Annotated in this window: 18 protein-coding genes; 11 read left to right on the top strand and 7 right to left on the bottom strand. The window is 45.3% G+C overall.

The annotated features are described in order from the left end of the window. Window positions 1–47 precede the first annotated feature (47 nt). The 8 genes from gltB (at window position 48) to R7P80_RS22440 (ending at window position 10,682) form a co-directional block, all read left to right on the top strand. A complete protein-coding gene (gene gltB, locus R7P80_RS22475; protein ID WP_225491978.1) occupies window positions 48–4,511 on the top strand; it encodes a glutamate synthase large subunit in 4,464 nt (1,487 codons plus the stop codon). Window positions 4,512–4,531: 20 nt separating this feature from the next. Continuing rightward, window positions 4,532–5,944: an FAD-dependent oxidoreductase gene (locus R7P80_RS22470; protein WP_225491979.1), complete on the top strand. Its 1,413-nt coding sequence runs from the start codon at window positions 4,532–4,534 to the stop codon at window positions 5,942–5,944. Between the two features lie 91 nt (window positions 5,945–6,035). Next, the gene (locus R7P80_RS22465) at window positions 6,036–6,464 is read left to right on the top strand and encodes a DUF1499 domain-containing protein (RefSeq protein ID WP_225491980.1); all 429 of its coding nucleotides are present in this window, start codon (window positions 6,036–6,038) and stop codon (window positions 6,462–6,464) included. A gap of 63 nt (window positions 6,465–6,527) precedes the next feature. Then, window positions 6,528–7,223 (top strand): 5'-methylthioadenosine/S-adenosylhomocysteine nucleosidase, encoded by a 696-nt coding sequence (gene mtnN / locus R7P80_RS22460; RefSeq protein ID WP_005381837.1) that lies wholly within the window; start codon window positions 6,528–6,530, stop codon window positions 7,221–7,223. 11 nt (window positions 7,224–7,234) lie between these two features. Continuing rightward, window positions 7,235–8,188: a cobalamin biosynthesis family protein gene (locus R7P80_RS22455; RefSeq protein WP_005381839.1), complete on the top strand. Its 954-nt coding sequence runs from the start codon at window positions 7,235–7,237 to the stop codon at window positions 8,186–8,188. After that, window positions 8,188–9,009 (top strand): vitamin B12 ABC transporter substrate-binding protein BtuF, encoded by an 822-nt coding sequence (btuF, locus tag R7P80_RS22450; RefSeq protein WP_005381841.1) that lies wholly within the window; start codon window positions 8,188–8,190, stop codon window positions 9,007–9,009. Before R7P80_RS22455 ends, btuF begins: the two co-directional genes overlap by 1 nt. Before the next feature lie 69 nt (window positions 9,010–9,078). Further along, window positions 9,079–9,699, top strand: a complete 621-nt coding sequence (locus tag R7P80_RS22445) for a TRIC cation channel family protein (protein ID WP_225491981.1) — start codon at window positions 9,079–9,081, stop codon at window positions 9,697–9,699. A 128-nt stretch (window positions 9,700–9,827) separates the two neighbouring features. Then, on the top strand, window positions 9,828–10,682 hold the full coding sequence (locus R7P80_RS22440) for a LysR family transcriptional regulator (protein ID WP_054576666.1): 855 nt from the start codon (window positions 9,828–9,830) through the stop codon (window positions 10,680–10,682). Here R7P80_RS22440 and R7P80_RS22435 read toward each other — a convergent pair. After that, complete coding sequence (locus tag R7P80_RS22435; RefSeq protein WP_005381847.1) at window positions 10,624–11,403, bottom strand: TSUP family transporter; 780 nt, start codon at window positions 11,401–11,403, stop codon at window positions 10,624–10,626. The two genes, R7P80_RS22440 and R7P80_RS22435, sit on opposite strands and share 59 nt — an antisense overlap. Before the next feature lie 249 nt (window positions 11,404–11,652). On the opposite strand from R7P80_RS22435, the gene R7P80_RS22430 reads away from it, so the two are divergent. Then, a complete protein-coding gene (locus tag R7P80_RS22430) occupies window positions 11,653–12,567 on the top strand; it encodes a hypothetical protein (protein WP_005381852.1) in 915 nt (304 codons plus the stop codon). Beyond that, complete coding sequence (locus R7P80_RS22425; protein WP_225491982.1) at window positions 12,557–12,976, top strand: hypothetical protein; 420 nt, start codon at window positions 12,557–12,559, stop codon at window positions 12,974–12,976. Before R7P80_RS22430 ends, R7P80_RS22425 begins: the two co-directional genes overlap by 11 nt. A gap of 75 nt (window positions 12,977–13,051) precedes the next feature. On the opposite strand, the gene carB is transcribed toward R7P80_RS22425, so the two are convergent. From carB to secA, 5 genes are all read right to left on the bottom strand, one after another. After that, window positions 13,052–16,285: a carbamoyl-phosphate synthase large subunit gene (gene carB / locus R7P80_RS22420; RefSeq protein WP_005381854.1), complete on the bottom strand. Its 3,234-nt coding sequence runs from the start codon at window positions 16,283–16,285 to the stop codon at window positions 13,052–13,054. A 16-nt stretch (window positions 16,286–16,301) separates the two neighbouring features. Beyond that, window positions 16,302–17,441 carry a glutamine-hydrolyzing carbamoyl-phosphate synthase small subunit gene (gene carA, locus R7P80_RS22415; RefSeq protein ID WP_225491983.1) on the bottom strand — a complete coding sequence of 380 codons (1,140 nt, stop codon included), beginning with the start codon at window positions 17,439–17,441 and terminating at the stop codon, window positions 16,302–16,304. 481 nt (window positions 17,442–17,922) lie between these two features. Beyond that, window positions 17,923–18,732: a 4-hydroxy-tetrahydrodipicolinate reductase gene (gene dapB / locus R7P80_RS22410; protein WP_005381860.1), complete on the bottom strand. Its 810-nt coding sequence runs from the start codon at window positions 18,730–18,732 to the stop codon at window positions 17,923–17,925. A gap of 110 nt (window positions 18,733–18,842) precedes the next feature. Continuing rightward, the gene (gene mutT, locus R7P80_RS22405; RefSeq protein ID WP_005387387.1) at window positions 18,843–19,241 is read right to left on the bottom strand and encodes an 8-oxo-dGTP diphosphatase MutT; all 399 of its coding nucleotides are present in this window, start codon (window positions 19,239–19,241) and stop codon (window positions 18,843–18,845) included. 155 nt (window positions 19,242–19,396) lie between these two features. Further along, window positions 19,397–22,126 carry a preprotein translocase subunit SecA gene (gene secA / locus R7P80_RS22400; RefSeq protein WP_225491984.1) on the bottom strand — a complete coding sequence of 910 codons (2,730 nt, stop codon included), beginning with the start codon at window positions 22,124–22,126 and terminating at the stop codon, window positions 19,397–19,399. Window positions 22,127–22,533: 407 nt separating this feature from the next. Here secA and R7P80_RS22395 point away from each other — a divergent pair, with 407 nt between their 5' ends. Continuing rightward, window positions 22,534–22,992: a DUF721 domain-containing protein gene (locus R7P80_RS22395; RefSeq protein WP_005381869.1), complete on the top strand. Its 459-nt coding sequence runs from the start codon at window positions 22,534–22,536 to the stop codon at window positions 22,990–22,992. Window positions 22,993–23,105: 113 nt separating this feature from the next. Here the strand turns inward: R7P80_RS22395 and lpxC are convergent, their stop codons facing one another. Further along, on the bottom strand, window positions 23,106–24,023 hold the full coding sequence (gene lpxC / locus R7P80_RS22390) for a UDP-3-O-acyl-N-acetylglucosamine deacetylase (protein ID WP_047102006.1): 918 nt from the start codon (window positions 24,021–24,023) through the stop codon (window positions 23,106–23,108). Window positions 24,024–24,073: the final 50 nt, after the last annotated feature.

Here is a 24,073-nt window from a genome sequence, read left to right as displayed (position 1 = left end):
TGTTGATATATCTGTCGGGATGACGGATAAGCAAAGGGAGAATTGCAATGGCTCTTTATGATCCAAGTCTTGAGAAAGACAACTGTGGATTTGGCTTGATCGCGCATATGGAAGGCGAACAAAGCCACAAGCTGGTACGTACAGCAATTTCTGCACTTGACCGCATGACTCACCGTGGTGGTATCGCCGCCGATGGTAAAACTGGTGATGGTTGTGGTCTTCTATTACAAAAGCCCGATTCCTATTTACGTCTTATTGCCGAAGAAAATGGTTTCAACCTTGGCAAGCAATACGCCGTAGGGATGATTTTCTTCAACCAAGATCCAGTCAAAGCTCAACTCGCTAAAGACATCGTCAACAAAGAACTGGCACAAGAGACGCTAACTGTGGCTGGTTGGCGTGAAGTACCAACTAATTCAGAAGTACTCGGTCCAATTGCGGCCAACTCGCTTCCAAATATTCAGCAAGTCTTTATCTCTGCACCGGCAGGTTGGCGCGAGCGTGACATTGAACGTCGTCTCTACATCGCACGCCGTCGCATCGAGAAACAAATCACCGAAGATCCGGATTTCTACATCTGTAGCTTGTCGACTCAAGTTTTGGTGTACAAAGGCCTATGCATGCCTGCGGACTTACCGCGCTTTTATCTTGATCTTGCCGATCTACGTATGGAATCTGCTATCTGTCTGTTCCACCAGCGTTTTTCTACCAACACTCAACCGCGTTGGCCATTAGCTCAACCGTTCCGCTACCTTGCTCATAATGGTGAGATCAATACCATTGAAGGTAACCGACAATGGGCACGCGCTCGTGCTTACAAGTTCTCGTCACCACTGCTGCCTGACCTACAAACTGCAGCACCGTTTGTGAACGAGACAGGCTCAGACTCGTCTAGCCTAGATAATATGCTAGATCTCTTTTTAGCTGGCGGCATGGATATCTTCCGTGCCATGCGTATGCTTGTGCCGCCAGCATGGCAAAACCACCCTGACATGGATCCGGATTTGCGTGCGTTTTACGATTTCAACTCCAAACACATGGAACCATGGGATGGCCCAGCAGGTATCGTACTGTCCGATGGTCGTTATGCTGCTTGTAACCTAGACCGAAACGGTCTACGTCCTGCGCGTTATGTAATTACCAAAGACAAGTTGATCACTCTGGCGTCTGAGGTAGGGATTTGGAATTACGCCCCAGATGAAGTTGCCAAAAAAGGTCGTGTAGGTCCGGGGGAATTGCTCGTCATCGACACTCGTAAAGGTAAGCTTTGGCAATCTAGCGAGATCGATAATGACCTGAAATGTCGTCACCCTTATCGCGAATGGATGGAGAACAACGTTCGCAAACTAACACCGTTCTCTCAGCTGCCTGAAGATCAAGTAGGTGAGCGCAGCTTTGATGAAGACTTGCTAAAGACTTATCAAAAGCAGTTTGCTATGAGCAATGAAGAAGTCGATCAAGTATTGCGTGTCCTCGGTGATATGGGGCAAGAAGCCGTCGGTTCGATGGGTGATGACACCCCGATGGCGGTTCTTTCTTCGAAAGAGCGCTTGGTGACTGATTACTTCCGTCAGAAGTTCGCGCAGGTCACCAACCCACCAATCGATCCACTGCGTGAGAAACACGTCATGTCGCTGGCGACCAGCATCGGCCAGGAGATGAACGTCTTCTGTGAAACCGATGGCCACGCGCATCGTGTAACCTTTGATTCTCCAGTACTGCTCTATTCAGACATGCAGCAACTACTAGAGCTGAGTGACGATCATTACCGTAATACCATTCTCGATATCAACTACGATCCACAACAGAAAGATCTCAAACAAGCCATTGATGATCTGTGTGAGCAAGCAGAACAAGTGGTGCGTGAAGGCACGGTTCTAGTCGTGCTTTCAGATCGCGCTTTAGTCAAAGGCAAGCTGCCAATTCCTGCAGCAATGGCAGTCGGCGCCGTTCAAACTCGTCTGATTGACGCGAACTTACGTTGCGATGCCAACATTGTTGTCGAAACCGCAACAGCCCGTGATCCACACCAATTTGCCGTCTTACTTGGTTTTGGTGCCACTGCGGTTTACCCATACCTTGCTTATGAAGCGTTAGGTAAACTGATTGATGATAAAGCACTAGAGAAAGACTACCGCGATGTGATGCAAAACTACCAATACGGCATCAACAAAGGCCTGTACAAGATCATGTCGAAAATGGGGATCTCAACCATCGCCTCTTACCGCTGCTCACAACTGTTTGAAGCAGTTGGCTTGAGCCAAAATGTGGTCGATCTGTGTTTTAAAGGCGTCACAACTCGAATTGAAGGCGCGAATTTTGACGACTTCCAGCAAGATCTTACAAACTTATCTCGTAAAGCATGGGCGAAACGCAAATCGATTGATCATGGCGGCTTGTTAAAGTACGTCCATGGAGGTGAGTATCATGCTTACAACCCGGATGTCGTCGGCACGCTGCAACAGGCCGTTAAATCTGGCGAAAGTAACGACTATCAGAGCTTTGCTAAGCAGGTAAACCAACGCCCTGTTGCCATGCTGCGTGACTTAATGTCGCTGAAAAAATCAGACTCACCGCTGCCACTTGAGCAAATAGAACCACGCACTGAACTGTTCAAACGCTTTGACTCAGCGGCAATGTCCATTGGCGCACTTAGCCCAGAAGCGCATGAAGCACTTGCAACGGCGATGAACCGTCTTGGTGGTTACTCTAACTCGGGTGAAGGCGGTGAAGATCCTCGCCGTTTCGGTACTGAGCGTAACTCACGTATCAAACAGATTGCTTCTGGCCGATTTGGTGTAACGCCGCATTACCTGACTAATGCGGATGTACTGCAAATCAAGGTGGCACAAGGTGCGAAACCGGGTGAAGGTGGACAGCTACCAGGACACAAAGTCACCGCAGAAATCGCAAAACTGCGTTATTCGGTACAAGGCGTGACTCTGATCTCCCCTCCTCCGCATCACGATATCTATTCGATTGAAGATTTGGCCCAACTGATCTTCGACCTTAAACAAGTCAACCCGAATGCGCTGGTTTCGGTAAAACTCGTCTCCGAGCCAGGTGTCGGCACCATCGCAACGGGTGTAGCCAAGGCTTACGCTGATCTTATTACCATTTCGGGTTACGACGGTGGTACCGCAGCAAGCCCATTAACTTCGGTAAAATACGCTGGTAGCCCTTGGGAGTTGGGGTTGGCAGAGACACAACAAGCTCTGGTTGCTAATGGTCTGCGTCATAAGATCCGCCTACAGGTAGACGGTGGTCTAAAGACTGGTTTAGACGTAGTTAAAGCCGCAATTTTAGGTGCAGAAAGCTTCGGTTTTGGTACTGCGCCAATGGTCGCTATGGGTTGTAAGTTCCTACGAATTTGTCACCTCAACAACTGTGCAACTGGGGTTGCGACTCAAGACGAGACACTGCGTAAAGAATACTTCAAAGGTCTACCAGAAATGGTGATGAATTACTTCATCGGCTTGGCAGACGAAGTGCGCGGATTACTCGCCGAACTTGGCGTTGAAAAGCTGACAGACTTGATTGGTCGTACCGATTTACTTGAGGCAGTAGAGGGATTTACAGCGAAACAGACCAAGCTGGATCTATCCAATATTCTAGAAGCTCCAGTATCACCTGAGGGTCATCCGCTATTTTGGACAGAGCCAAACAAACCGTTTGATAAAGCTGAGCTCAACCAAAAGATCATTGATGATGCCATGCATGCGGTCGAAAACGGTCAATCGGCAAGTTTCTTCTACAATGTCATCAACACTGATCGTTCTGTTGGTGCACGCTTATCTGGCGAAATAGCAAAACGCTATGGCAACCAAGGATTGGCGGCTTCCCCTATCAAAATCTATCTTGACGGCACCGCAGGTCAGTCCTTTGGTGTTTGGAACGCAGGTGGTGTAGAGCTTTACCTCACGGGCGATGCGAACGACTACGTGGGCAAAGGCATGGCGGGTGGTAAAGTGGTTATCAAACCTCACCTTGGTACCGCATTTAAATGCAATGAAGCAACTATCATTGGTAACACCTGCCTGTACGGCGCGACTGGCGGCAAGCTGTTTGCGGCGGGTAAAGCAGGTGAACGTTTCGGCGTACGAAACTCAGGTACGATAGCCGTCATTGAAGGTGCTGGCGATAACGCTTGTGAGTACATGACCGGCGGTATTGTTGCTATTCTTGGTGCGACAGGTGTGAACTTTGGCGCAGGTATGACCGGGGGCTTTGCCTATGTTCTGGATGAGAACCAAAGCTTTGAAGGTCGAGTCAATACTGAGTCTGTCGAAGCCATCTCATTGTCCGATCTTTACATCCACCAAGAACATTTGCGTGGCCTAATTGCGGAACACCTTGAAGAAACAGGGTCGAGTCATGCTGAAAATATTTTGGCGAACTTTGATGAATGGATTCCAAAGTTCTATTTGGTGAAACCACAAGCGGCAGATCTTCGCACGCTACTTGGTCACCAGAGCCGCAGTGCCGCAGAGCTGCGTGTTCAAGCACAGTAATCATGGAGGATGTTTGAATCATGAGCCAGAACGTTTATCAATTTATCGATGTGCAGCGTGTAGATCCTGCGAAAAAGCCTATCAAAGTTCGTAAGATCGAGTTCGTTGAAATCTATGAACCGTTCACTAAACAACAGGCGACTGCACAAGCGGATCGCTGCTTAGATTGTGGCAACCCATATTGTGAATGGAAATGCCCAGTCCACAACTACATCCCTCAATGGTTAAAACTTGCCAATGAAGGCCGTATTCTTGAAGCGGTTGAACTATCGCATCAAACCAATAGCCTACCGGAAGTATGTGGGCGCGTTTGTCCTCAAGACCGCCTATGTGAAGGTTCATGCACGCTTAATGATGACTTTGGTGCCGTCACCATCGGTAACATAGAAAAGTACATTACCGACAAAGCGTTTGAAATGGGCTGGAAGCCAGATATGTCCAAGGTGGAGTGGACCGATAAAAAGGTCGCAATCATTGGAGCAGGCCCAGCTGGCTTGGCTGCCGCGGATATCCTAGTGCGCAATGGCGTTAAGCCAGTCGTGTTTGACCGCTACCCTGAAATTGGAGGCCTTCTGACCTTCGGTATTCCTTCCTTCAAGCTTGAAAAAGGCGTGATGAAAAACCGCCGCCGTGTGTTCACTGAAATGGGCGTCGAGTTCCGCATGAACATGGAAGTAGGCAAAGATGTCCAAATGCAAGAGCTGCTTGATGAATACGATGCTGTTTTCTTGGGCGTTGGCACCTATAAATACATGCGTGCAGGTCTAGATAATGAAGATGCGCCGGGTGTGTATGACGCGCTGCCATTTTTAGTTTCGAACACCTACAAAGTCATGGATCTTGAGAGTAACCAACCCTTTATCGATATGGCAGGAAAGAAAGTCGTCGTACTGGGTGGTGGTGATACCGCAATGGACTGCGTTCGTACCTCAATTCGCCAAGGTGCCTCCAACGTAGTTTGTGCTTATCGTCGTGATGAGGCCAACATGCCAGGCTCTCGTCGCGAGGTAAAAAACGCAAAGGAAGAAGGCGTGAAGTTCATGTTCAACCTTCAGCCTTTGGGAGTGGAAGTGGATGCGTCAGGCAAAGTCTCGGGGGTCAAAGTGGTGAAAACCGCACTTGGTGAACCTGATGAAGCAGGTCGCCGACGCCCAGAGCCCGTTGAAGGCAGCGAGCACGTTCTACCAGCAGACGTTGTTATCATGGCGTTTGGTTTCCAGCCGCACAAAATGGACTGGTTAGCACCGTTTGATGTCGATTTGGATCAATGGGGCCGTATCAAAGCCCCAGCGAAGCAAGAGTTCCAGTTCCAGACCAGCAATGAAAAGATCTTCGCGGGTGGCGATGCGGTACGAGGTTCTGATCTTGTCGTAACCGCAATTGATGAAGGACGAAAAGCGGCAGAAGGCATTCTCGATTACCTCGAAGTTTAATCTCAGTTAACCTCACAAAAAGGGTCCTATTATTGGATCCTTTTTCTTTTGTATCCATATAATTAGAAGCAAAATTATAAGAGTAAATACAATGAAAAAAGCCGCTCTCCTTTCCATTACTTTGCTCGGCTTAACCGCTTGTAGCCAAGGAGCCACAACCATGACGGATCGTTCTCAATCACCTTGTGGTGACAAACCAAACTGCGTCTCCACCCAAGACTCGCGAGAAAAATACAACCTAACGCCATTTATCTTAGTTGATTCAGCGAACATCGACGCTATTGAGCAAGTTGCGCTTGAACTGCCAGGCGCGAAAACCGCGGTGAAAGAAAGCAACTACCTTCGTATCGAGTGCACATCTAAAATCATGCGCTTCGTGGATGACCTCGAACTAAAAATAGCAGGAGACCAACTGATTGTGCGCTCGGAATCTCGTGTGGGCTACTCTGACTTTGGCGTAAACAGAAAGCGCGCCGATCAATTACGAGAAAAGCTCACTCAAGCTAAGCTCATCAAATAGAAAACTGCCAACGGGGAGTGCTATACTCTCGGCCAACTAAAATATTTACCTAAAGAGAGTGTTATGAAAGTTGGTATCATCGGTGCGATGGAACAAGAAGTGACCATCCTGAAGCAAGCAATTACAAACTGCAAAACTGTAAATAAAGCAGGTTGTACGTTTTTCTCTGGTCAAATTAACGATGTCGAAGTCGTCGTACTACAATCGGGCATCGGTAAAGTTGCAGCGGCAGTGGGCACGACAATCCTTCTTGATGAATACCAACCAGACGTTGTGATTAACACAGGCTCTGCTGGCGGTTTCGATTCAAGCTTAAACCTTGGCGATGTAGTTATCTCTACAGAAGTTCGTCATCACGATGCAGACGTAACCGCTTTTGGTTATGAAATTGGCCAAATGGCCGGTCAACCAGCTGCATTCAAAGCGGATGACAAGCTAATGGACTTAGCAGAAAAAGCCCTAGCACAAATGGAAAACACTCATGCGGTTCGCGGCCTAATTTGTACTGGCGATGCGTTTGTTTGTACTGCTGAGCGTCAAGAGTTTATTCGTAAACACTTTCCGTCTGTTATCGCTGTAGAAATGGAAGCATCTGCTATCGCTCAAACTTGTCACCAATTCAACACACCGTTTGTTGTTGTGCGTGCAATCTCTGATGTCGCTGATAAAGAATCACCAATGAGCTTTGATGAGTTCCTGCCTCTAGCAGCAAAAAGCTCTTCCGAAATGGTATTCAAAATGCTGGAACTCATTAAGTAAACGACTCATTCATGGAAGAAGTTTTTCAGTCATTTTATGCCAACGGTGCGCTCCTCATTATGTGGGGTGCACTGATCTTGCACCTTTTAGTGCCAATCCCCCATTCAGCGCACCCCATCACTTTATGGCGAAAGCTAGCAGAGCAGCTAGCTAACAAAGTGAACAATAATCACAATTACTCACAGAGTGTAATCTCAGGCAGTCTTGCACTAGGCTTGATGCTGTTTCCTTGCTTGATATTACTGATTGCAGTAAAGCCATTTGTTTGGCAAATCCCTTTATATGAACTGGTTCTATTGATCATTGCGCTAGACTGGCGCAACAGCGAAACGTTAACGAAACAGCTCGTCACAAGTATCTCTTCGGAAGACAAAGCTCAGTGTCGAGCATTACTGAGACCATATCTTAATCGCGATACTGGTAGCCTCTCGATCGTTGGCATAGGTAAAGCTGGCTCAGAAACCCTGATTATGGGATACAGCCGCAACGTGATCGGCGTGCTATTTTGGTACGCACTAACAGGTGGTATTGGTGCGTTAATGTATCGACTCACAACAGAATTAGCGCGAGTGTGGTCCCCTAGCCGACGCCAATATTTGCCCTTTGGTAAACCTGTGATTCAACTGGTTGCTACTCTGGATATTATTCCACTTCGTCTCTTTGCCATACTTTTAGCTGCCGGAAAGAATACAAGTAATGTGCTCTCTGGAATACAACAGCAAGCGAAGTCTTGGCCCTTACCAGGACCTAGCTGGGTGTTATGTACTATCGGACACAAACTACAACTGTCTTTATGCGGCCCTGCTATCTATCAAGGTGTGCGTGCAGAGCGCGCAAAAATCGGTGGGCGCATTGCGCCATCGGCTATTCACCTTTCACAAATACATACGCTGCTCGTTTGGCGCGTCCTGGCTTGGATCGCAATCCAAAGTTTGCTTTTAGGAATAATTTATCAAGGATTATGATGAATAAATTATGCTTCGCATTAACGCTGTTTGTTTCGACAGCGACCTTCGCTCAACCCGCTCAACGCATTATAAGTTTAGCTCCACATGCCACCGAAATTGCCTTTGCAGCAGGGCTAGGAGAGCAGCTTGTTGCTGTCAGCGAAATGAGCGATTATCCAGAACAGGCAAAGCAGCTAGAAAGAGTCTCAAATTATCAAGGAATTAAATTAGAGCGCATTATTGCTCTTCAGCCGGACTTAGTGATTGCTTGGCCAGCCGGAAACCCCGCTAAAGAGTTGGAGAAAATTAAACAGTTCGGTATTCCTATCTATTACTCCACTACAGGTTCATTAGAAGATATCGCCAATAATATCGAGCAACTCAGCCAATACAGCGAAACTCCACAAGTAGGAAAAAAAGCCGCTGAAGATTTTAGAACGCAGCTGAGTACACTAAAAGAACAGTACAACTCGAACGAGAAAGTTAGTTACTTTTATCAGTTGAGTGAAAAGCCTATCATCACTGTCGCCGGAAAGAACTGGCCAAGTGAAGTCTTTACTTTTTGCGGTGGTGAGAACATTTTCGCCGCATCTAGCGCGCCTTATCCTCAAGTTAGCATCGAGCAAGTCATTACTCGCCAGCCAGAGGTTATTTTTACTTCTCGTCACGCAATGAGTAACGATGGTATGTGGGCTGAGTGGAGTAATGAGCTTCTTGCTCTTAAAAACAAACACATCTGGTCCCTAAACTCTGATTGGATTAACCGTCCGACACCACGCACATTGAACGCGATCAAGGAAGTGTGTGAGCACTTTAAAAGCGTTCGTCAAAAACGCTAACGATTTCGTGGCAAATACCGTACAATTTCCGCCCATTTTTTCTCACACTATTTAAAGGTACTAAGTAACATGGACTCCATGCTGCTTTATATGATCGATTTGTTCGGTACCGCTGTTTTCGCTATCTCTGGCGTATTACTGGCGGGCCGTTTAAAAATGGATCCATTCGGCGTTGTCGTGCTCGGCAGTGTGACTGCTATAGGTGGCGGAACAATCCGAGACATGGCGCTTGGTGCCACTCCCGTATTTTGGATAACAGATACGACTTACTTATGGGTGATATTTGTTACGTGTCTACTAACCATGCTTGTTATTCGAAGACCCAAGCGACTCTCATGGTGGGTATTACCCGTTTGTGATGCCATCGGTCTCGCTGTGTTTGTGGGAATAGGAGTAGAAAAGGCACTCGCCTACAATGCATCTGGGATGGTCGCGGTGATAATGGGGGTTATTACTGGCTGTGGCGGTGGCATTATGCGAGACGTGCTGGCTCGCGAAGTTCCTATGGTATTAAGAAGTGAAGTCTATGCTACGGCATGTATTATTGGCGGCATCTTCCATACGATGGCGGTAAACATGGGTTATGACCACTCAACGGCTTTACTCGCTGGTGTAATCTCAACGCTCATTATACGTCTCGGTGCGATTCGTTGGCATCTATCCCTGCCAACTTTCGCCATTAACCGTTAAACACCAACAACATCACTCACCATGGAGTCGACCAAGTGTCGGCTCCTCTCATTTATGCTCATTTGATTCGCCAATTCTTGGGCAATTCGCTAAATTATCTCAACCATTCCTAACTTTCATTAATCATTATGTTGCTTGAAGGTATTGAAACGTTACTTGTCCTCAGTAAAGAAAAAACCATGAGCCGCACAGGCAGTCAACTCTATATTAGTCAATCTGCCGTGAGTAAACGTATTTCAAATCTAGAGAAGAAGTTAGGAAAAAAATTGATAGAGCCGAATGGTCGGCACATAAAGCTGACCTCCGATGGCCTTGCCCTCATAAACACAATAGAACCCACGTTCAATGAGTTAAGAGGAAAAATCCACGATCAACAACAAATAGAAGATACTTCTTTAATCAAAATGGACTGCTCTGAAACCTTAGTGGCGGGATACCTCAGCATGATCATGGCAGAACACTTTGCCCATGATCAGTACATACGAATATCGACCAATCATACGCCACGCATTATTGAGAATGTGAAATCAGGCAAAGCAACATTGGGATTTTGCGCTGGCTATCTACCACCTCATCATGGATTAATGAGCCTTCACCTCGCCGATGAACCTTTCTCAATTGTCAGTCGACATTCACTTTCACAACTACCTAAAGCTATTTTGACCAATGACTTAACTAACCCTGCCAACACATATCAACAAGCTATTTTATCCAAACACGGAATCGAACCTTTGATGGAAATGGATTCGTATACTGCGGCAGCACAACTGGCTTTGGGAGGTATGGCTCCCGCTTTAATCCCTAAATCTATCCTAACGACACTTAATATCACATCTAAGTTCTGCTATGACTTTGAAGAGCTAGATCAGTTAGTTCGACCAATACATATCTGCTTACGTCACAGCACATATCGTAGCGAACGAGTTAAAGCACTGACAGAATCCATTGCTGGTGTTGTTGCCAAAGAAGTTTCGTTGCCATAAGCATCGACATCACTATAACTAGAGGACGAATCCATTTTTGTCCTTTACTTACCACGACCTTCGCTCCTAACTGAGCACCAAGAAAACCGCCAACAGCCATGGTTAAGCCAAGCTTCCACACGGGCAACCCAGCGAAGATAAAAAAGAGTAGTGCCGCAATGTTTGACGTGAAATTGAGAATTTTGGTTCTAGCAGTGGCTTCGACCAAAGAAAAGTGACCTAGTGCAACAAAACAAACAGTAAAAATAGATCCAGTCCCAGGGCCAAAAAAGCCATCATAGAAACCGATTCCGCCACCAATGCATAGCGCAAACATCGCTTCAGATAACTTTGGTTCTCCATCGATTTTTCGCGTACTTGGCGCGAGTAAAAAATAGAGGGAAATGGCTATCAAAAGAACAGGGATCAAACTGGTGAGTACGCTAGCATCAATAAACTGCACAGCCTCGGCACCGATTGCAGCGCCTATAAAAGTGCAGAGTATCGCAAAACGCATTTCCTTTAAGCTGACAATACCGTTACGCACGAAATACCAGCTAGCAGAGAAACTGCCAAACGAACTTTGTAACTTATTGGTTGCTAGAGCTTGAGTCGGACTCAACCCCGCAGCCAAAAGCGCAGGGAGCGTAATGAGCCCCCCCCCACCAGCCATCGCATCAATAAAGCCTGCGGCAGTCGCAACCAAAAATAAGGCCAACAAAATCTCAACCGTGATTTCCACTACACTTCCTTTTTGAAGAGGTATCAAAGAGGAAGAAACGGTAGCACTTATTCACAAAACTACCAATGGAAAGTCAAGATACCAATCTATTCCTAATTTTCATCAGTCAATAAATCTAGAGAATGATACATTAAAAATATCAATTACATCCAAATATAGAGCCTCACCTCAAGAGCCTCTTAATATTTTGATAGAAAAAGAAAATGCTGTCTTAATAGGAAATATTTAATCTGATAAAAAACGAAAATAATGGAAGCCTTACTGACTCGACCATCAATAAAAGAACAGCAATTACGCTTAAAAATCGAACAGATAGTGAATGTTAATCAGCTATTCAACGTTATTGACGCTAAACCAGAGACTAGCGGTGCGGGTGTAATTTATATTGATAACAAATTCACCGTTGTACGCTTAAGAGACTTTAAATCCACATGCCATATCAATCCTACCTTTATCATTCTACGAGAACCGATAAAATTACAATCATCTCAAGAATTTGCAAAAAAAATAAAACAGGAAGAATCAAAATCAAGATTCAATCAAGAGCTTCTATCAGCGAGCATTAGCTGTATTGGTGCAGCAATTGGCTGGATTGGAGTAGTTGGTTCGGGGCTAACAATACCAGTAAGTGGTCCTGTGGGCGTAACTATGTCCTATATCTCACACGCCGCTACTGTTGCTGCCACAGCCCAATGTGCTATTGGAGTAGCAAGAACCCGTATGGTATCTAAATCACCAGATAAATTATCGGATATAGACAGTAATGAGTGGTATCAAAATACAACTAAAGCTTTAGATTACATATCCTTAGCTGGAGCGGGTGCTAGCGGATATCAAACGATAAAAATGGTTCAATCTCTTAAGCAAACCACTAAGAAAGGCGTTCCCGAGATTCTAAAAGGCTTAAACAGACAAGAGAGAACAAGATTAACTAAAGAAATCATCCGTAAAAACCTTCCGAGTATTTCGAATAAAGCTCGTAAACAGCTAATGTTGTCAGGAGAAATTCCTAAGAGGTATTCGCAAGCAACAATATCCGCATCCATTTCTCATCAGCTTCTAGATGCAATTGGAGGCTCAATTAGCATAGTAGGAAGTGGTTATTCGGGAGAGTTAAGAAATCTTGCAATTGGAATCTATGAGGAATTGAAAGTTGAATACTAAATCAATTAGCATAGCAAACATCTCACTAAGTATATGTTTATACTTGGCATTGACTATTGGTCTGGCTATTAGCTTGAGCATTTGGAGTGACTGGTTTTCTTTCACTCAACACATTGCTCTAGATACTTACCTTCTTACATTGGGAGCTATTACGGTTGTTGTTGTATGCATTCCAAACATTCTGACAATAAGCAAAGGATTAAGTATTGCTGCAAAAATAAACTTACTTACTATCTCTTTTATCATTCTCACTTGCAGCATTAATTTTGTTGTAGCAAGTGGTAGTACTATTTCTTCCTCTTTGGGCACATTGCTTGCCATCATTAGCTTGATGATCTTCAAAAGCGAAGCATACCAATCGTTCCTAGCACACTTTAATGCTCTTCATTTTAGAAAAACCTCGATATAAAAAAGCCCGCTCAAATGAGCGGGCAATGAGGTTGTCATGTAAGCCCTGATTAATGAGCTTACTGATTTTTATCTGTTACGCGTCTAGACTCGCTTTCACTTTAGCGTGTAACTCTTGAACCGAAGTTACTGACGCTTTTGCGTCTGCAGTATGAGACATACATGTAGCGAACGCTGCATTCAGTGTCGTTGTGTAGTTCACTTTTTCTGCCAGTGCACCACGGCGTAGAACTTTCGAATCTTCAATCGCTTGACGACCAGCAGCCGTGTTTACGATGTAGGTGTATTCGTTGTTCTTGATGCGGTCAAGAATGTGTGGACGACCTTCGTGTACTTTGTTTACCAAACGTGGGTTAATACCCGCTTCGCCCAGAATTACAGCAGTACCGTGTGTCGCATCCAACTGGTAACCCAGTTTCACTAACTTAGAAGCTAGGTCAACAACACGCTCTTTATCACCTTCACGTACAGACAGTAGCGCACGACCACCTTCAGGATAAACCGCACCACAACCTAGCTCTGCTTTCGCGTAAGCTTCTGCGAACGTTGCACCCACACCCATTACTTCACCTGTTGAGCGCATTTCAGGGCCCAATAGAGGGTCAACACCAGGGAATTTGTTGAACGGCAGAACCACTTCTTTCACTGAGTAGTAAGGAGGGATAATCTCTTTAGTAAAGCCTTGTGACTCTAGAGATTGACCCGCCATTACACGTGCAGCGATTTTCGCTAGAGGAGCGCCTGTCGCTTTCGATACGAATGGTACCGTACGAGCAGCACGAGGGTTCACTTCAATTAGATAAACGTCGTTGTCTTTCACAGCAAACTGCGTGTTCATCAAACCGCGTACACCGAGTTCGAATGCTAACTTCTCAACTTGCTCACGCATCTTGTCTTGAATTTCCTGACTTAGCGTGTATGCAGGCAGTGAACATGCAGAGTCACCAGAGTGAACACCCGCTTGTTCGATGTGCTCCATGATACCGCCGATAACGACGCGTTCACCGTCACAGATAGCATCAATATCAACTTCGGTTGCATCATCCAAGAAACGGTCTAGCAGAACTGGAGACTCGTTCGATACGCTTACTGCTTCGTTGAAGTAGCGACGCAGGTCTTGCTCGTCGTATACGATTTCCATCGCACGACCACCGAGTACATAAGATGGACGAACAACTAATGGGAAGCCAATTTCTTTCGATTTCTCAACCGCTTGCTCCATCGTTGTTACTGTCGCGTTTTCTGGCTGAAGTAGACCTAAACGGTCAACAGCGGCTTGGAAGCGTTCGCGGTCTTCCGCACGGTCGATAGCATCTGGGCTAGTACCAATGATTGGCACACCAGCCGCTTCTAGAGCACGAGCCAGTTTAAGTGGCGTTTGACCACCGTACTGAACAATCACACCTTTTGGTTTTTCAACGCGAGCGATAGACAGTACATCTTCCAGAGTTACTGGCTCGAAGTACAGACGATCAGACGTATCGTAGTCAGTAGATACCGTTTCTGGGTTACAGTTAACCATAATGGTTTCGTAACCGTCTTCACGCAGCGCAAGTGATGCATGAACACAACAGTAATCGAATTCGATACCTTGGCCGATACGGTTTGGACCGCCACCAAGAACCATGATCTTATCTTTGTCTGTTGGGTTTGCTTCACATTCTTCATCGTAAGATGAGTACATGTAAGCCGTGTCAGAAGAAAACTCTGCTGCACATGTATCCACACGTTTGTAAACCGGATGAATATCAAACTGCTCACGAGCACGGCGAATTTCACTTTCAGCGACACCAAGCAATTTAGACAAGCGAGCATCAGAGAAGCCTTTGCGTTTCATCTGACGAAGCACTTCTTTGGTCAAACCTGCGTAGCCGCCCGCCTTGACTTGTTCTTCGAGTTTTACAATTTCTTCGATTTGAACTAGGAACCAGCGGTCGATTTGAGTCAAGTTGAACACACCGTCGACTGACATACCCGCTCGGAATGCATCGGCGATGTACCAGATACGCTCTGCACCTGCTTCTTTAAGTTCGTGACGAATCTTAGTCAGTGCATCTGGCGCTTCCAGATCGACCATCTCATCAAAACCAGTTGCGCCAACTTCTAGGCCACGCAGTGCTTTGTGAAGAGATTCTTGTTGGTTACGACCAATCGCCATTACCTCACCAACCGATTTCATCTGAGTTGTCAGACGATCGTTTGCACCAGCAAATTTCTCGAAGTTAAAGCGAGGGATCTTAGTTACGACGTAGTCGATAGTTGGTTCAAATGACGCAGGTGTTGCACCACCTGTGATGTCGTTTTGTAGTTCGTCTAGCGTAAAGCCAACAGCCAGTTTCGCGGCAATTTTCGCAATTGGGAAGCCTGTTGCTTTTGATGCTAGCGCAGAAGAGCGAGATACACGCGGGTTCATCTCGATGATGACCATACGACCATCTTTCGGGTTGATACCAAACTGTACGTTTGAACCACCTGTTTCAACACCGATTTCACGCAGAACAGCTAGCGATGCATTACGCATAAGCTGGTATTCTTTGTCAGTCAGTGTTTGTGCTGGAGCAACCGTGATTGAGTCACCCGTATGGATGCCCATTGGGTCAAAGTTCTCGATTGAACATACGATGATACAGTTGTCCGCTTTGTCACGAACGACTTCCATTTCGTACTCTTTCCAACCGATTAGCGACTCATCGATAAGAAGTTCGTTGGTCGGAGATAAGTCCAGACCACGACGACAGATTTCTTCGAACTCTTCTTTGTTGTACGCGATACCACCACCAGTGCCACCCATGGTGAACGATGGACGGATGATACAAGGGAAGCCAACCATATCTAAAACTTTGTAAGCTTCTTCCATGCTCTTCGCTGTATCTGCGCGAGGACACTCAAGGCCGATAGACTTCATCGCTTTATCAAAACGAGAACGGTCTTCCGCTTTGTCGATTGCATCAGCCGTTGCACCAATCATCTCTACGCCAAACTCTGCGAGAACGCCGTGCTTCTCTAAATCTAACGCACAGTTAAGTGCTGTCTGACCACCCATAGTTGGCAGAACTGCATCAGGACGTTCTTTCTCGATGATCTTGCGTACAACTTCCCACTGAATCGGCTCGATGTAAGTCGCATCTGCCATCTCTGGGTCAGTCATAATCGTTGCTGGATTAGAGTTAACTAGGATAACTCGGTAGCCTTCTTCGCGAAGAGCTTTACACGCTTGTGCGCCAGAGTAGTCAAACTCACATGCCTGACCGATAACAATCGGACCAGCACCAAGAATTAGAATACTTTGAATGTCAGTACGTTTTGGCATTATCTACTACTCCGAATTAAGCGCTGTGTTTTTTGATTAGTTCGATAAAGTGGTCAAATAGCGGTGCCGCGTCATGTGGACCAGGGCTCGCTTCTGGGTGACCTTGGAAGCTAAATGCTGGCTTGTCTGTGCGGTGGATACCTTGCAAAGAGCCATCAAATAGCGATACGTGAGTAGCACGTAAGTTTTCCGGTAATGTTGCTTCATCTGCCGCAAAGCCGTGGTTTTGCGAGGTAATCATCACAACGTTACGCTCTAAATCTTTTACTGGGTGGTTTGCACCGTGGTGACCAAACTTCATTTTCACCGTTTGCGCACCTGATGCTAGCGCCAGAATTTGGTGACCTAGACAAATACCAAAAATTGGCAGGCCTTTTTCTAGGAACACTTTGGTTGCTTCAATCGCGTAAGTACATGGTTCTGGGTCACCAGGGCCGTTTGATAAGAATACGCCATCTGGATTTAGTGCCAGAACTTCTTCCGCTGACGTTTCTGCAGGTACAACCGTTAAGCGGCAGCCACGGTCAACCAACATTCGTAAGATGTTGCGTTTTGCGCCGAAGTCGTAAGCGACAACGTGGTATGGCAGCTCGCTGTCATCTTTCGCCTCTGGAAGTCCACCTTCAAGCGTCCACGAACCTTGCTTCCATTGATACGCTTCTTTTGTTGTAACTTCTTTCGCAAGGTCCATTCCTTTTAAGCCTGGGAATTCTTTTGCTTTCGCTAGTGCCAAAGCTTCGTCTAGGTTGTTGCCCGCAACAATACAGCCGTTTTGAGCACCTTTTTCACGCAGGATACGAGTGAGCTTACGAGTATCGATATCAGCGATGCCAACGATATTTCGAGACTTAAGATAATCAGAGAGGGATTGTTCGTTACGGAAGTTAGAAGCGATTAGAGGAAGATCGCGAATCACAAGGCCTTGTGCATGAATGGAAGAGGATTCTTCATCTTCGGAAGTGGTTCCGGTATTGCCAATGTGAGGATAAGTGAGAGTGACGATTTGCTGAGAATAGGAAGGATCAGTGAGGATTTCTTGATACCCCGTCATCGAGGTATTAAAAACGACTTCACCAACGGAAAGACCATCTGCCCCTATGGACACTCCGCGGAACACTGTCCCATCTTCTAGGACCAACAGTGCTAATTTACCCAAGACAACCTCCAGAATAAAAATGCAAAAAAAATAAATCAAACTGCAAACATGCCTTCCTTTACCTATAAAATCTACATAAATAGGTATTTCAGACAAATTGGCGGTATTCTAAAGTTGGACTCGAAACCTGTCAACCTACAATCAAAAATAAATGATTAATTTCTAGCGAGTAAGGTCATTTTGAATCAGTAAGGCCCAAAAAGATAACTTTTACATGCTATTACATAGAGAGGCATAGAGGTTTAATGAATTTTACAAATTTGAACTTTTTAGAGATCACAAAAAAGTATGAATTTTTCACGCAAACGTTCACTCGACAAAAAAGACATTAGTTTTTAGACATCAAAACCCAAAACACCCACAAAACAACCAAAACAACGACAAAAGTAAGCACCAAAATACTTTCTGTTAGAATCATTTCATTTACAAATAATTCTATAGATATAAAAAAGCCGGCTACCGCCGGCGAATAATTATGTATTTAGAGTTCATTCAATCCCAAAACATCTGTCATGGTATAAAAGCCCGCTGGTTTGGCACTCAACCAAACAGCGGCCTTGACGGCGCCATTAGCAAACGTCATACGATCGGTCGCTTTGTGCGTTATCTCCACTCGTTCCCCGATATCAGCAAACATGGCTGTGTGCTCACCGACGATATCGCCAGCGCGAATTGTAGCAAAGCCGATCTCATCTTTAGTACGTTCACCTGTGATACCTTCTCGCGCATAGACAGCTACATCATTCAGCTTGTTGCCCATCGCACCAGCAATGGCTTCGCCCATCCCGATAGCGGTACCAGAAGGAGCATCAACTTTATGACGATGATGTGCTTCGACAATCTCAACATCACAGTAGTCGCCCATCACTTTGGCTGCTTTCTCAAGAAGCTTAAATACTAGGTTCACACCAACAGAGTAGTTAGGAGCCATGACAACAGGCACTTGCTTAGCGGCTTCGTCAATCAGTTCACGCTCTGCATCACTGAAACCAGTCGTCCCAATCACAATACTCTTTCCATGCTTCTTACACAGTTCAAGATTCGCCAACGTACTTACTGGGGCAGTAAAATCGATGATTACATCAAAATTATCGACGTCTTTAGCAAGATCATCCGTTAAGAACACATCGAATTTGCCTTCACCACAAAGTTCACCGATATCGACACCGACAAGTGAGGACTCAGGTCGTTCTGATCCCGCGCTCACTGTCGCCTCTGGGTTAAGGTGTGAAGCTTTAACCAAATTACGGCCCATTCGGCCTGCTGCTCCTGCGATTGCAATACGAACCATTGCGCTTTCTCTCCTTCTCTGGATAACGAGGTTTGCTCTCGTTCTCTCGTTTCGCTTAATCTGTTTAAACTAACAACATACCGTGGTTACCACAAGCAAGTTCATCAGGCTTAAGCGAACTCTTTTACGACACGCTCCAAGATAGGCACGTTCGCTTCAGGAAAGGCATAGTTACCCAATTCTCTTATCTCAACCCAGCGACCTTCTTGACCTTCTCGGCCGTAAGGCTCATTACTGAACTTAGATACCGTAATAAAATCAAACTTAAGTGATTTGTCTGGATAGTCATATTCCAAATGCTCGAAAAGGGCTTGCTCAGTAACTTCAATTCCTACCTCTTCTTCAAGTTCTCTTGCTAGAGCATGTTCAATACTTTCTCCTGACTCGACTTTCCCGCCGGGAAACTCCCAAAACCCGCCTTTATGCTTGTCGTCTGGACGCTTTGTAATAAAAATTTTTGATTTGTCTTGGTTAAAAATAATAGCCGCGACTATGTGAATTCTTTTCATAGGGGTTCCTAACTCTCAAGCCGTTACACTTTAACGGTCTTTGCATCTCTAAAACTATCCGATGCTATCAAAACTTATGAAATTCGACAGCCACAGAATTTGCTTAAAAAAAGAGCCGCCTAGGCGACTCTTTAAAAAATTATCTGACTAATACGTTAGTCGATTTTGCCGTGGCACTGTTTATACTTCTTACCACTACCACAAGGGCAAGGCTCATTGCGACCTACTTTACGTTCATCACGTACCATTGGCTGACTTGAACCTTCTTCAGATTCTTCACCTTCAGAAAGAGGGTTTTGTGCTGCTGCGTGTTGCGCTTGAGCACGACGAGCGGCCTCTTCAGCTTGCGCACGACGTTGCTCTTCCATACGTTCAACTTCTTCTTGTTGCTGAACTCGAACGCGAGATAGAACAGTAATCACATCAGTTTTCAGCGCTTCTAGTAGGCCTTCAAACAGTTCAAACGATTCACGCTTGTATTCCTGTTTCGGGTTCTTCTGCGCATAGCCGCGTAAGTGAATACCCTGACGCAAGTGATCCATTGCTGCCAAGTGCTCTTTCCAAAGCGTATCCAGAGTTTGAAGCATAACCGATTTCTCGAAGTTACGAAGCACTTGCGCACCCACCACTTCCTCTTTCTCTTTGTACACTTCAACGGCTAGATTGATGATCTTCTCGCGTAGCGCCTCTTCGTAAAGCTTATCGTCTTCTTCAAGCCATTGCTTCACTGGCGCATCAAGATCGAAGTCTGCTTTCAAGCGCTCTTGCAGACCTTCAACGTCCCACATATCTTCTAGTGATTGTGGCGGGATGTACTCATCAATAACCGCGATTAGCACATCTTCACGGTTTTGCTCGATCATACCGCTGATGTCTTCAACGTTCATCAATTCGTCGCGCAGCTCGTAGACAACCTTACGCTGATCGTTCGCCACATCATCGTATTCTAGTAGCTGCTTACGGATATCAAAGTTACGGCCTTCCACTTTGCGCTGTGCTTTTTCAATTGAGCGAGAAAGCATTTTCGATTCAATAGCTTCACCTTCTTCCATACCACTTTGAATAAGGCTCGCCATACGATCAGAAGTGAAAATACGTAACAAAGAGTCTTCCATAGATAGGTAGAAGCGCGATGAACCCGCATCACCTTGACGACCAGAACGACCACGTAGCTGGTTATCAATACGGCGAGATTCGTGGCGCTCAGTACCAATGATGTGTAGACCACCAGCATCTAGTACTTGATCATGTACCACTTTCCACTCTGCTTTAATCGCATCGATTTGTTCTTGAGTTGGGTTCTCCAAAGCTTCCACTTTTGATTGCCAACTACCGCCAAGCACAATATCCGTACCACGACCGGCCATGTTGGTCGCGATAGTTACCGCACCCGGCATACCCGCTTCAGCAACAATTTCCGCTTCCTTCTCATGGAATTTCGCATTCAATACGTTGTGTTTGATCTTCGCTTTCTTCAAGGCGTTGGAGAGTAGTTCTGATTTTTCAATCGATACGGTACCAACCAATGTTGGCTGACCTTTCGCAACGCGCTCTTTGATATCTTCAATGATTGCAGCAAACTTCTCAGCTTCGGTACGGTACACCACATCCGGCATATCGTTACGAATCATTGGTTTGTTGGTTGGGATAACCACCGTTTCCAAGCCATAAATAGATTGGAACTCAAACGCTTCAGTATCCGCAGTACCTGTCATACCAGACAGTTTTTCGTATAAGCGGAAGTAGTTCTGGAAGGTAATCGAAGCCAAAGTTTGGTTTTCGTTTTGAATCTTAACGCCTTCTTTCGCTTCTACTGCTTGGTGAAGACCTTCAGACCAACGACGACCTGGCATTGTACGACCAGTATGTTCATCAACAATTACTACTTCACCTTCGTCAGTAACGATGTAATCAACGTTGCGCTCAAACAACACATGAGCACGCAAAGCGGCATTCACGTGATGTAACATGCTGATGTTAGTCGGAGAGTAAAGTGTGTCACCCTCTTCCATAAGACCATTTTTCACCAACAGTTCTTCAACGTACTCTTGGCCCGTTTCTGTGAGGTATACTTGCTTTGATTTCTCATCAACAGTGTAGTGACCATCACCACGATATTCTTCAGAGTCTTCTTTGTCTTGCTTTTTAAGATGCGGGATCAAAAGGTTGATTCGGGTGTATAGCTCAGAGCTATCTTCAGCAGGACCAGAAATGATTAAAGGGGTACGAGCTTCATCAATTAGGATTGAGTCCACCTCATCGACAACTGCAAAGAAGCGTTCACGTTGTACGCGATCTTCGCTACGGAAAGCCATATTGTCACGAAGGTAGTCAAAACCAAATTCATTGTTCGTTCCGTACAAGATGTCAGCTTGGTACGCTTCTTTTTTCTCTTGAGGAGGCATGTTTGGCACGTTTACGCCAACAGTCATACCTAAAAATTCAAATAGAGGGCGGTTTGTCTCTGCATCACGTTTAGCTAGATAATCGTTCACTGTTACAATGTGAACGCCTTTACCAGCCAGGGCATTTAGGTAAGCAGGAAGCGTTGCCGTCAGCGTTTTACCTTCACCCGTACGCATTTCAGCGATTTGACCCGCATTTAGAACCATACCGCCGATAAGCTGGACGTCGAAGTGGCGCATACCGTAGACACGCTTAGATGCTTCACGAACCGTAGCAAAAGCTTCTGGAAGTAGTTTATCAAGAGTTTCACCTTTCTCTAGGCGCTCACGGAATTCAACCGTCTTTGCTTTTAACTCTTCATCACTTAGAGCCTCGAATGTTGGCTCATAGTTATTAATTTCTTTTACAATTTTTCTAAGGCGGCGCAGTGTTCGGTCGTTGCGACTGCCAATCACTTTTGTCAGTAGCTTAGTTATCATTTTTCGTGAATCTCTCTTTATTCAGACCGTTCCCGATCTACTCATAATGCCTTCAGTCTCTGCCAGTTTGGAACTAAGAATACTGAGATAAATCATTTATCAAAGATATTGAGTTCAAACATCCATATTTCAAGGCTAAGTTTTGAAACAATGTGGCTTAGTGTAAGGATTTTTAATCGATACAACCATAAATAGACGTATTTGTTTGAAGCACTCTGAAGTTTTTACTTAAAGTGGTGACTGATTAGCCGATATTGCATACCGCAATATGTGTAATCCATCCAGAGCAAACTTTGCTTTTTACCTTGCTACATTGTAAAACTGAAGCTAAAGACGTTAATGTAAACTATACCTTGATAGAAAGCTGCTCTAGAATAGCTATATCTCAACAAAATTAGATTTTACCTATGCGTGATCACCGTCCAACCTCGACTGAAGATGTTATTGCTGAGTCACAGTTCAAGCAGATTCAAGAACATGCTGGAGAAATCTTACAGCTTAACCAAGCTTTGCAAGAGGTCTTACCCATGGGGACGGCCGATCATTGCCGAGTAGCGAATGTTCGTAACGGCCATCTATTGATCGATGTCTCTAGTGCCGCGATCAAAATGAAGATCGATTACGATCGCCTCATGATCCTAAATAAACTTCGTACTCAAGGCTTTGCCAAGCTGATGAGCGTTGAAGTGAGGATCAATCCTTCACTATATAGAAACCGCTTTCAACAAGACGACAGACCTAAGCGTCCACCACTAACAGAATCTGCAGCAAAGTCATTAATGACGATTGCCGACATGGCGCCACCTAAAATTCAAGAGCGTTTAAAACGATTAGCCGATATGGCAGAAAAGGAAGATCGTAAGTGAACGTTATTTCAATATGCTGAAAGCTTGAATGTTATTGATAAGTCGAAGATTAAAGCCAAATAGCAAAAAACCAGGCATAAGCCTGGTTTTTTATTAATTCTAATGCCAAGTATTTACGCAAGCACCATATTTGGTTCTGCGAATGCTACTGGTGAGCCGACTTCTTCTTCGAATGTAGTCCACTCCCACGCTTCCTGATCTGCAAGAACAGCACGTAACAGTTGGTTATTTAAACCGTGGCCAGATTTAAAGGCACGGAATTCACCAATGATTGGGTGGCCACACATGTAAAGGTCACCAATCGCATCCAACACTTTGTGAGTCACAAACTCATTTTCAAAGCGTAGACCTTCTTCATTAAGAATACGGTAATCATCCAAAACGATAGCATTGTCAAAACTACCACCCAAAACTAGGTTTTGAGATTGTAGATATTCGATATCACGCATAAAGCCAAACGTACGTGCTCGAGAAATCTCACGAACAAAGCCTTTTGACGAGAAATCAAACAGCAAACGTTGCTCGTCTGATTCAATCGCTGGGTGATTAAACTCAATTTCGAAGTCCATACGGAAGCCGTTAAATGGTACAAATTCTGCCCATTTATCACCATCGTCAAAACGAACTGGCTTTTTGATACGGATGAAGCGTTTTGGCGCATTTTGCGTTTCGATACCTGCTTGTTGTAGCAAGTATACAAATGGGCTTGCACTACCATCCATGATCGGAATTTCAGGTGCGTCTACTTCGACAACAATGTTATCGATGCCCATACCAGCAAGTGCCGCATTCAAGTGCTCAACAGTTGAAATACGCACACCTTCATCGTTTACCAATGCAGTACAAAGCATGGTGTCACGAACCGAAGCTGGATCAGCTGGAAAATCTACAGGTGGATTTACATCTGTACGACGGTAAATGATACCTGTATTTGCAGCAGCCGGGCGCAGAGTAAGTGTGACTTTACGACCAGAGTGGAGACCCACACCAGTTGTTTTCACTATTTCTTTCAGAGTACGTTGTCTGATCATCTGCTTGCCTCTCAAAAATTTGCTACAAAACACGGCCGTCTGTAACGTCG

Origin of the sequence: Vibrio sp. 2092 (assembly GCF_033339635.1) — a bacterium.
GTDB lineage: Bacteria > Pseudomonadota > Gammaproteobacteria > Enterobacterales > Vibrionaceae > Vibrio > Vibrio alginolyticus.
Note: the sequence above shows the minus strand (reverse complement) of the source record. Positions and strands in the feature narration are given on the sequence as shown.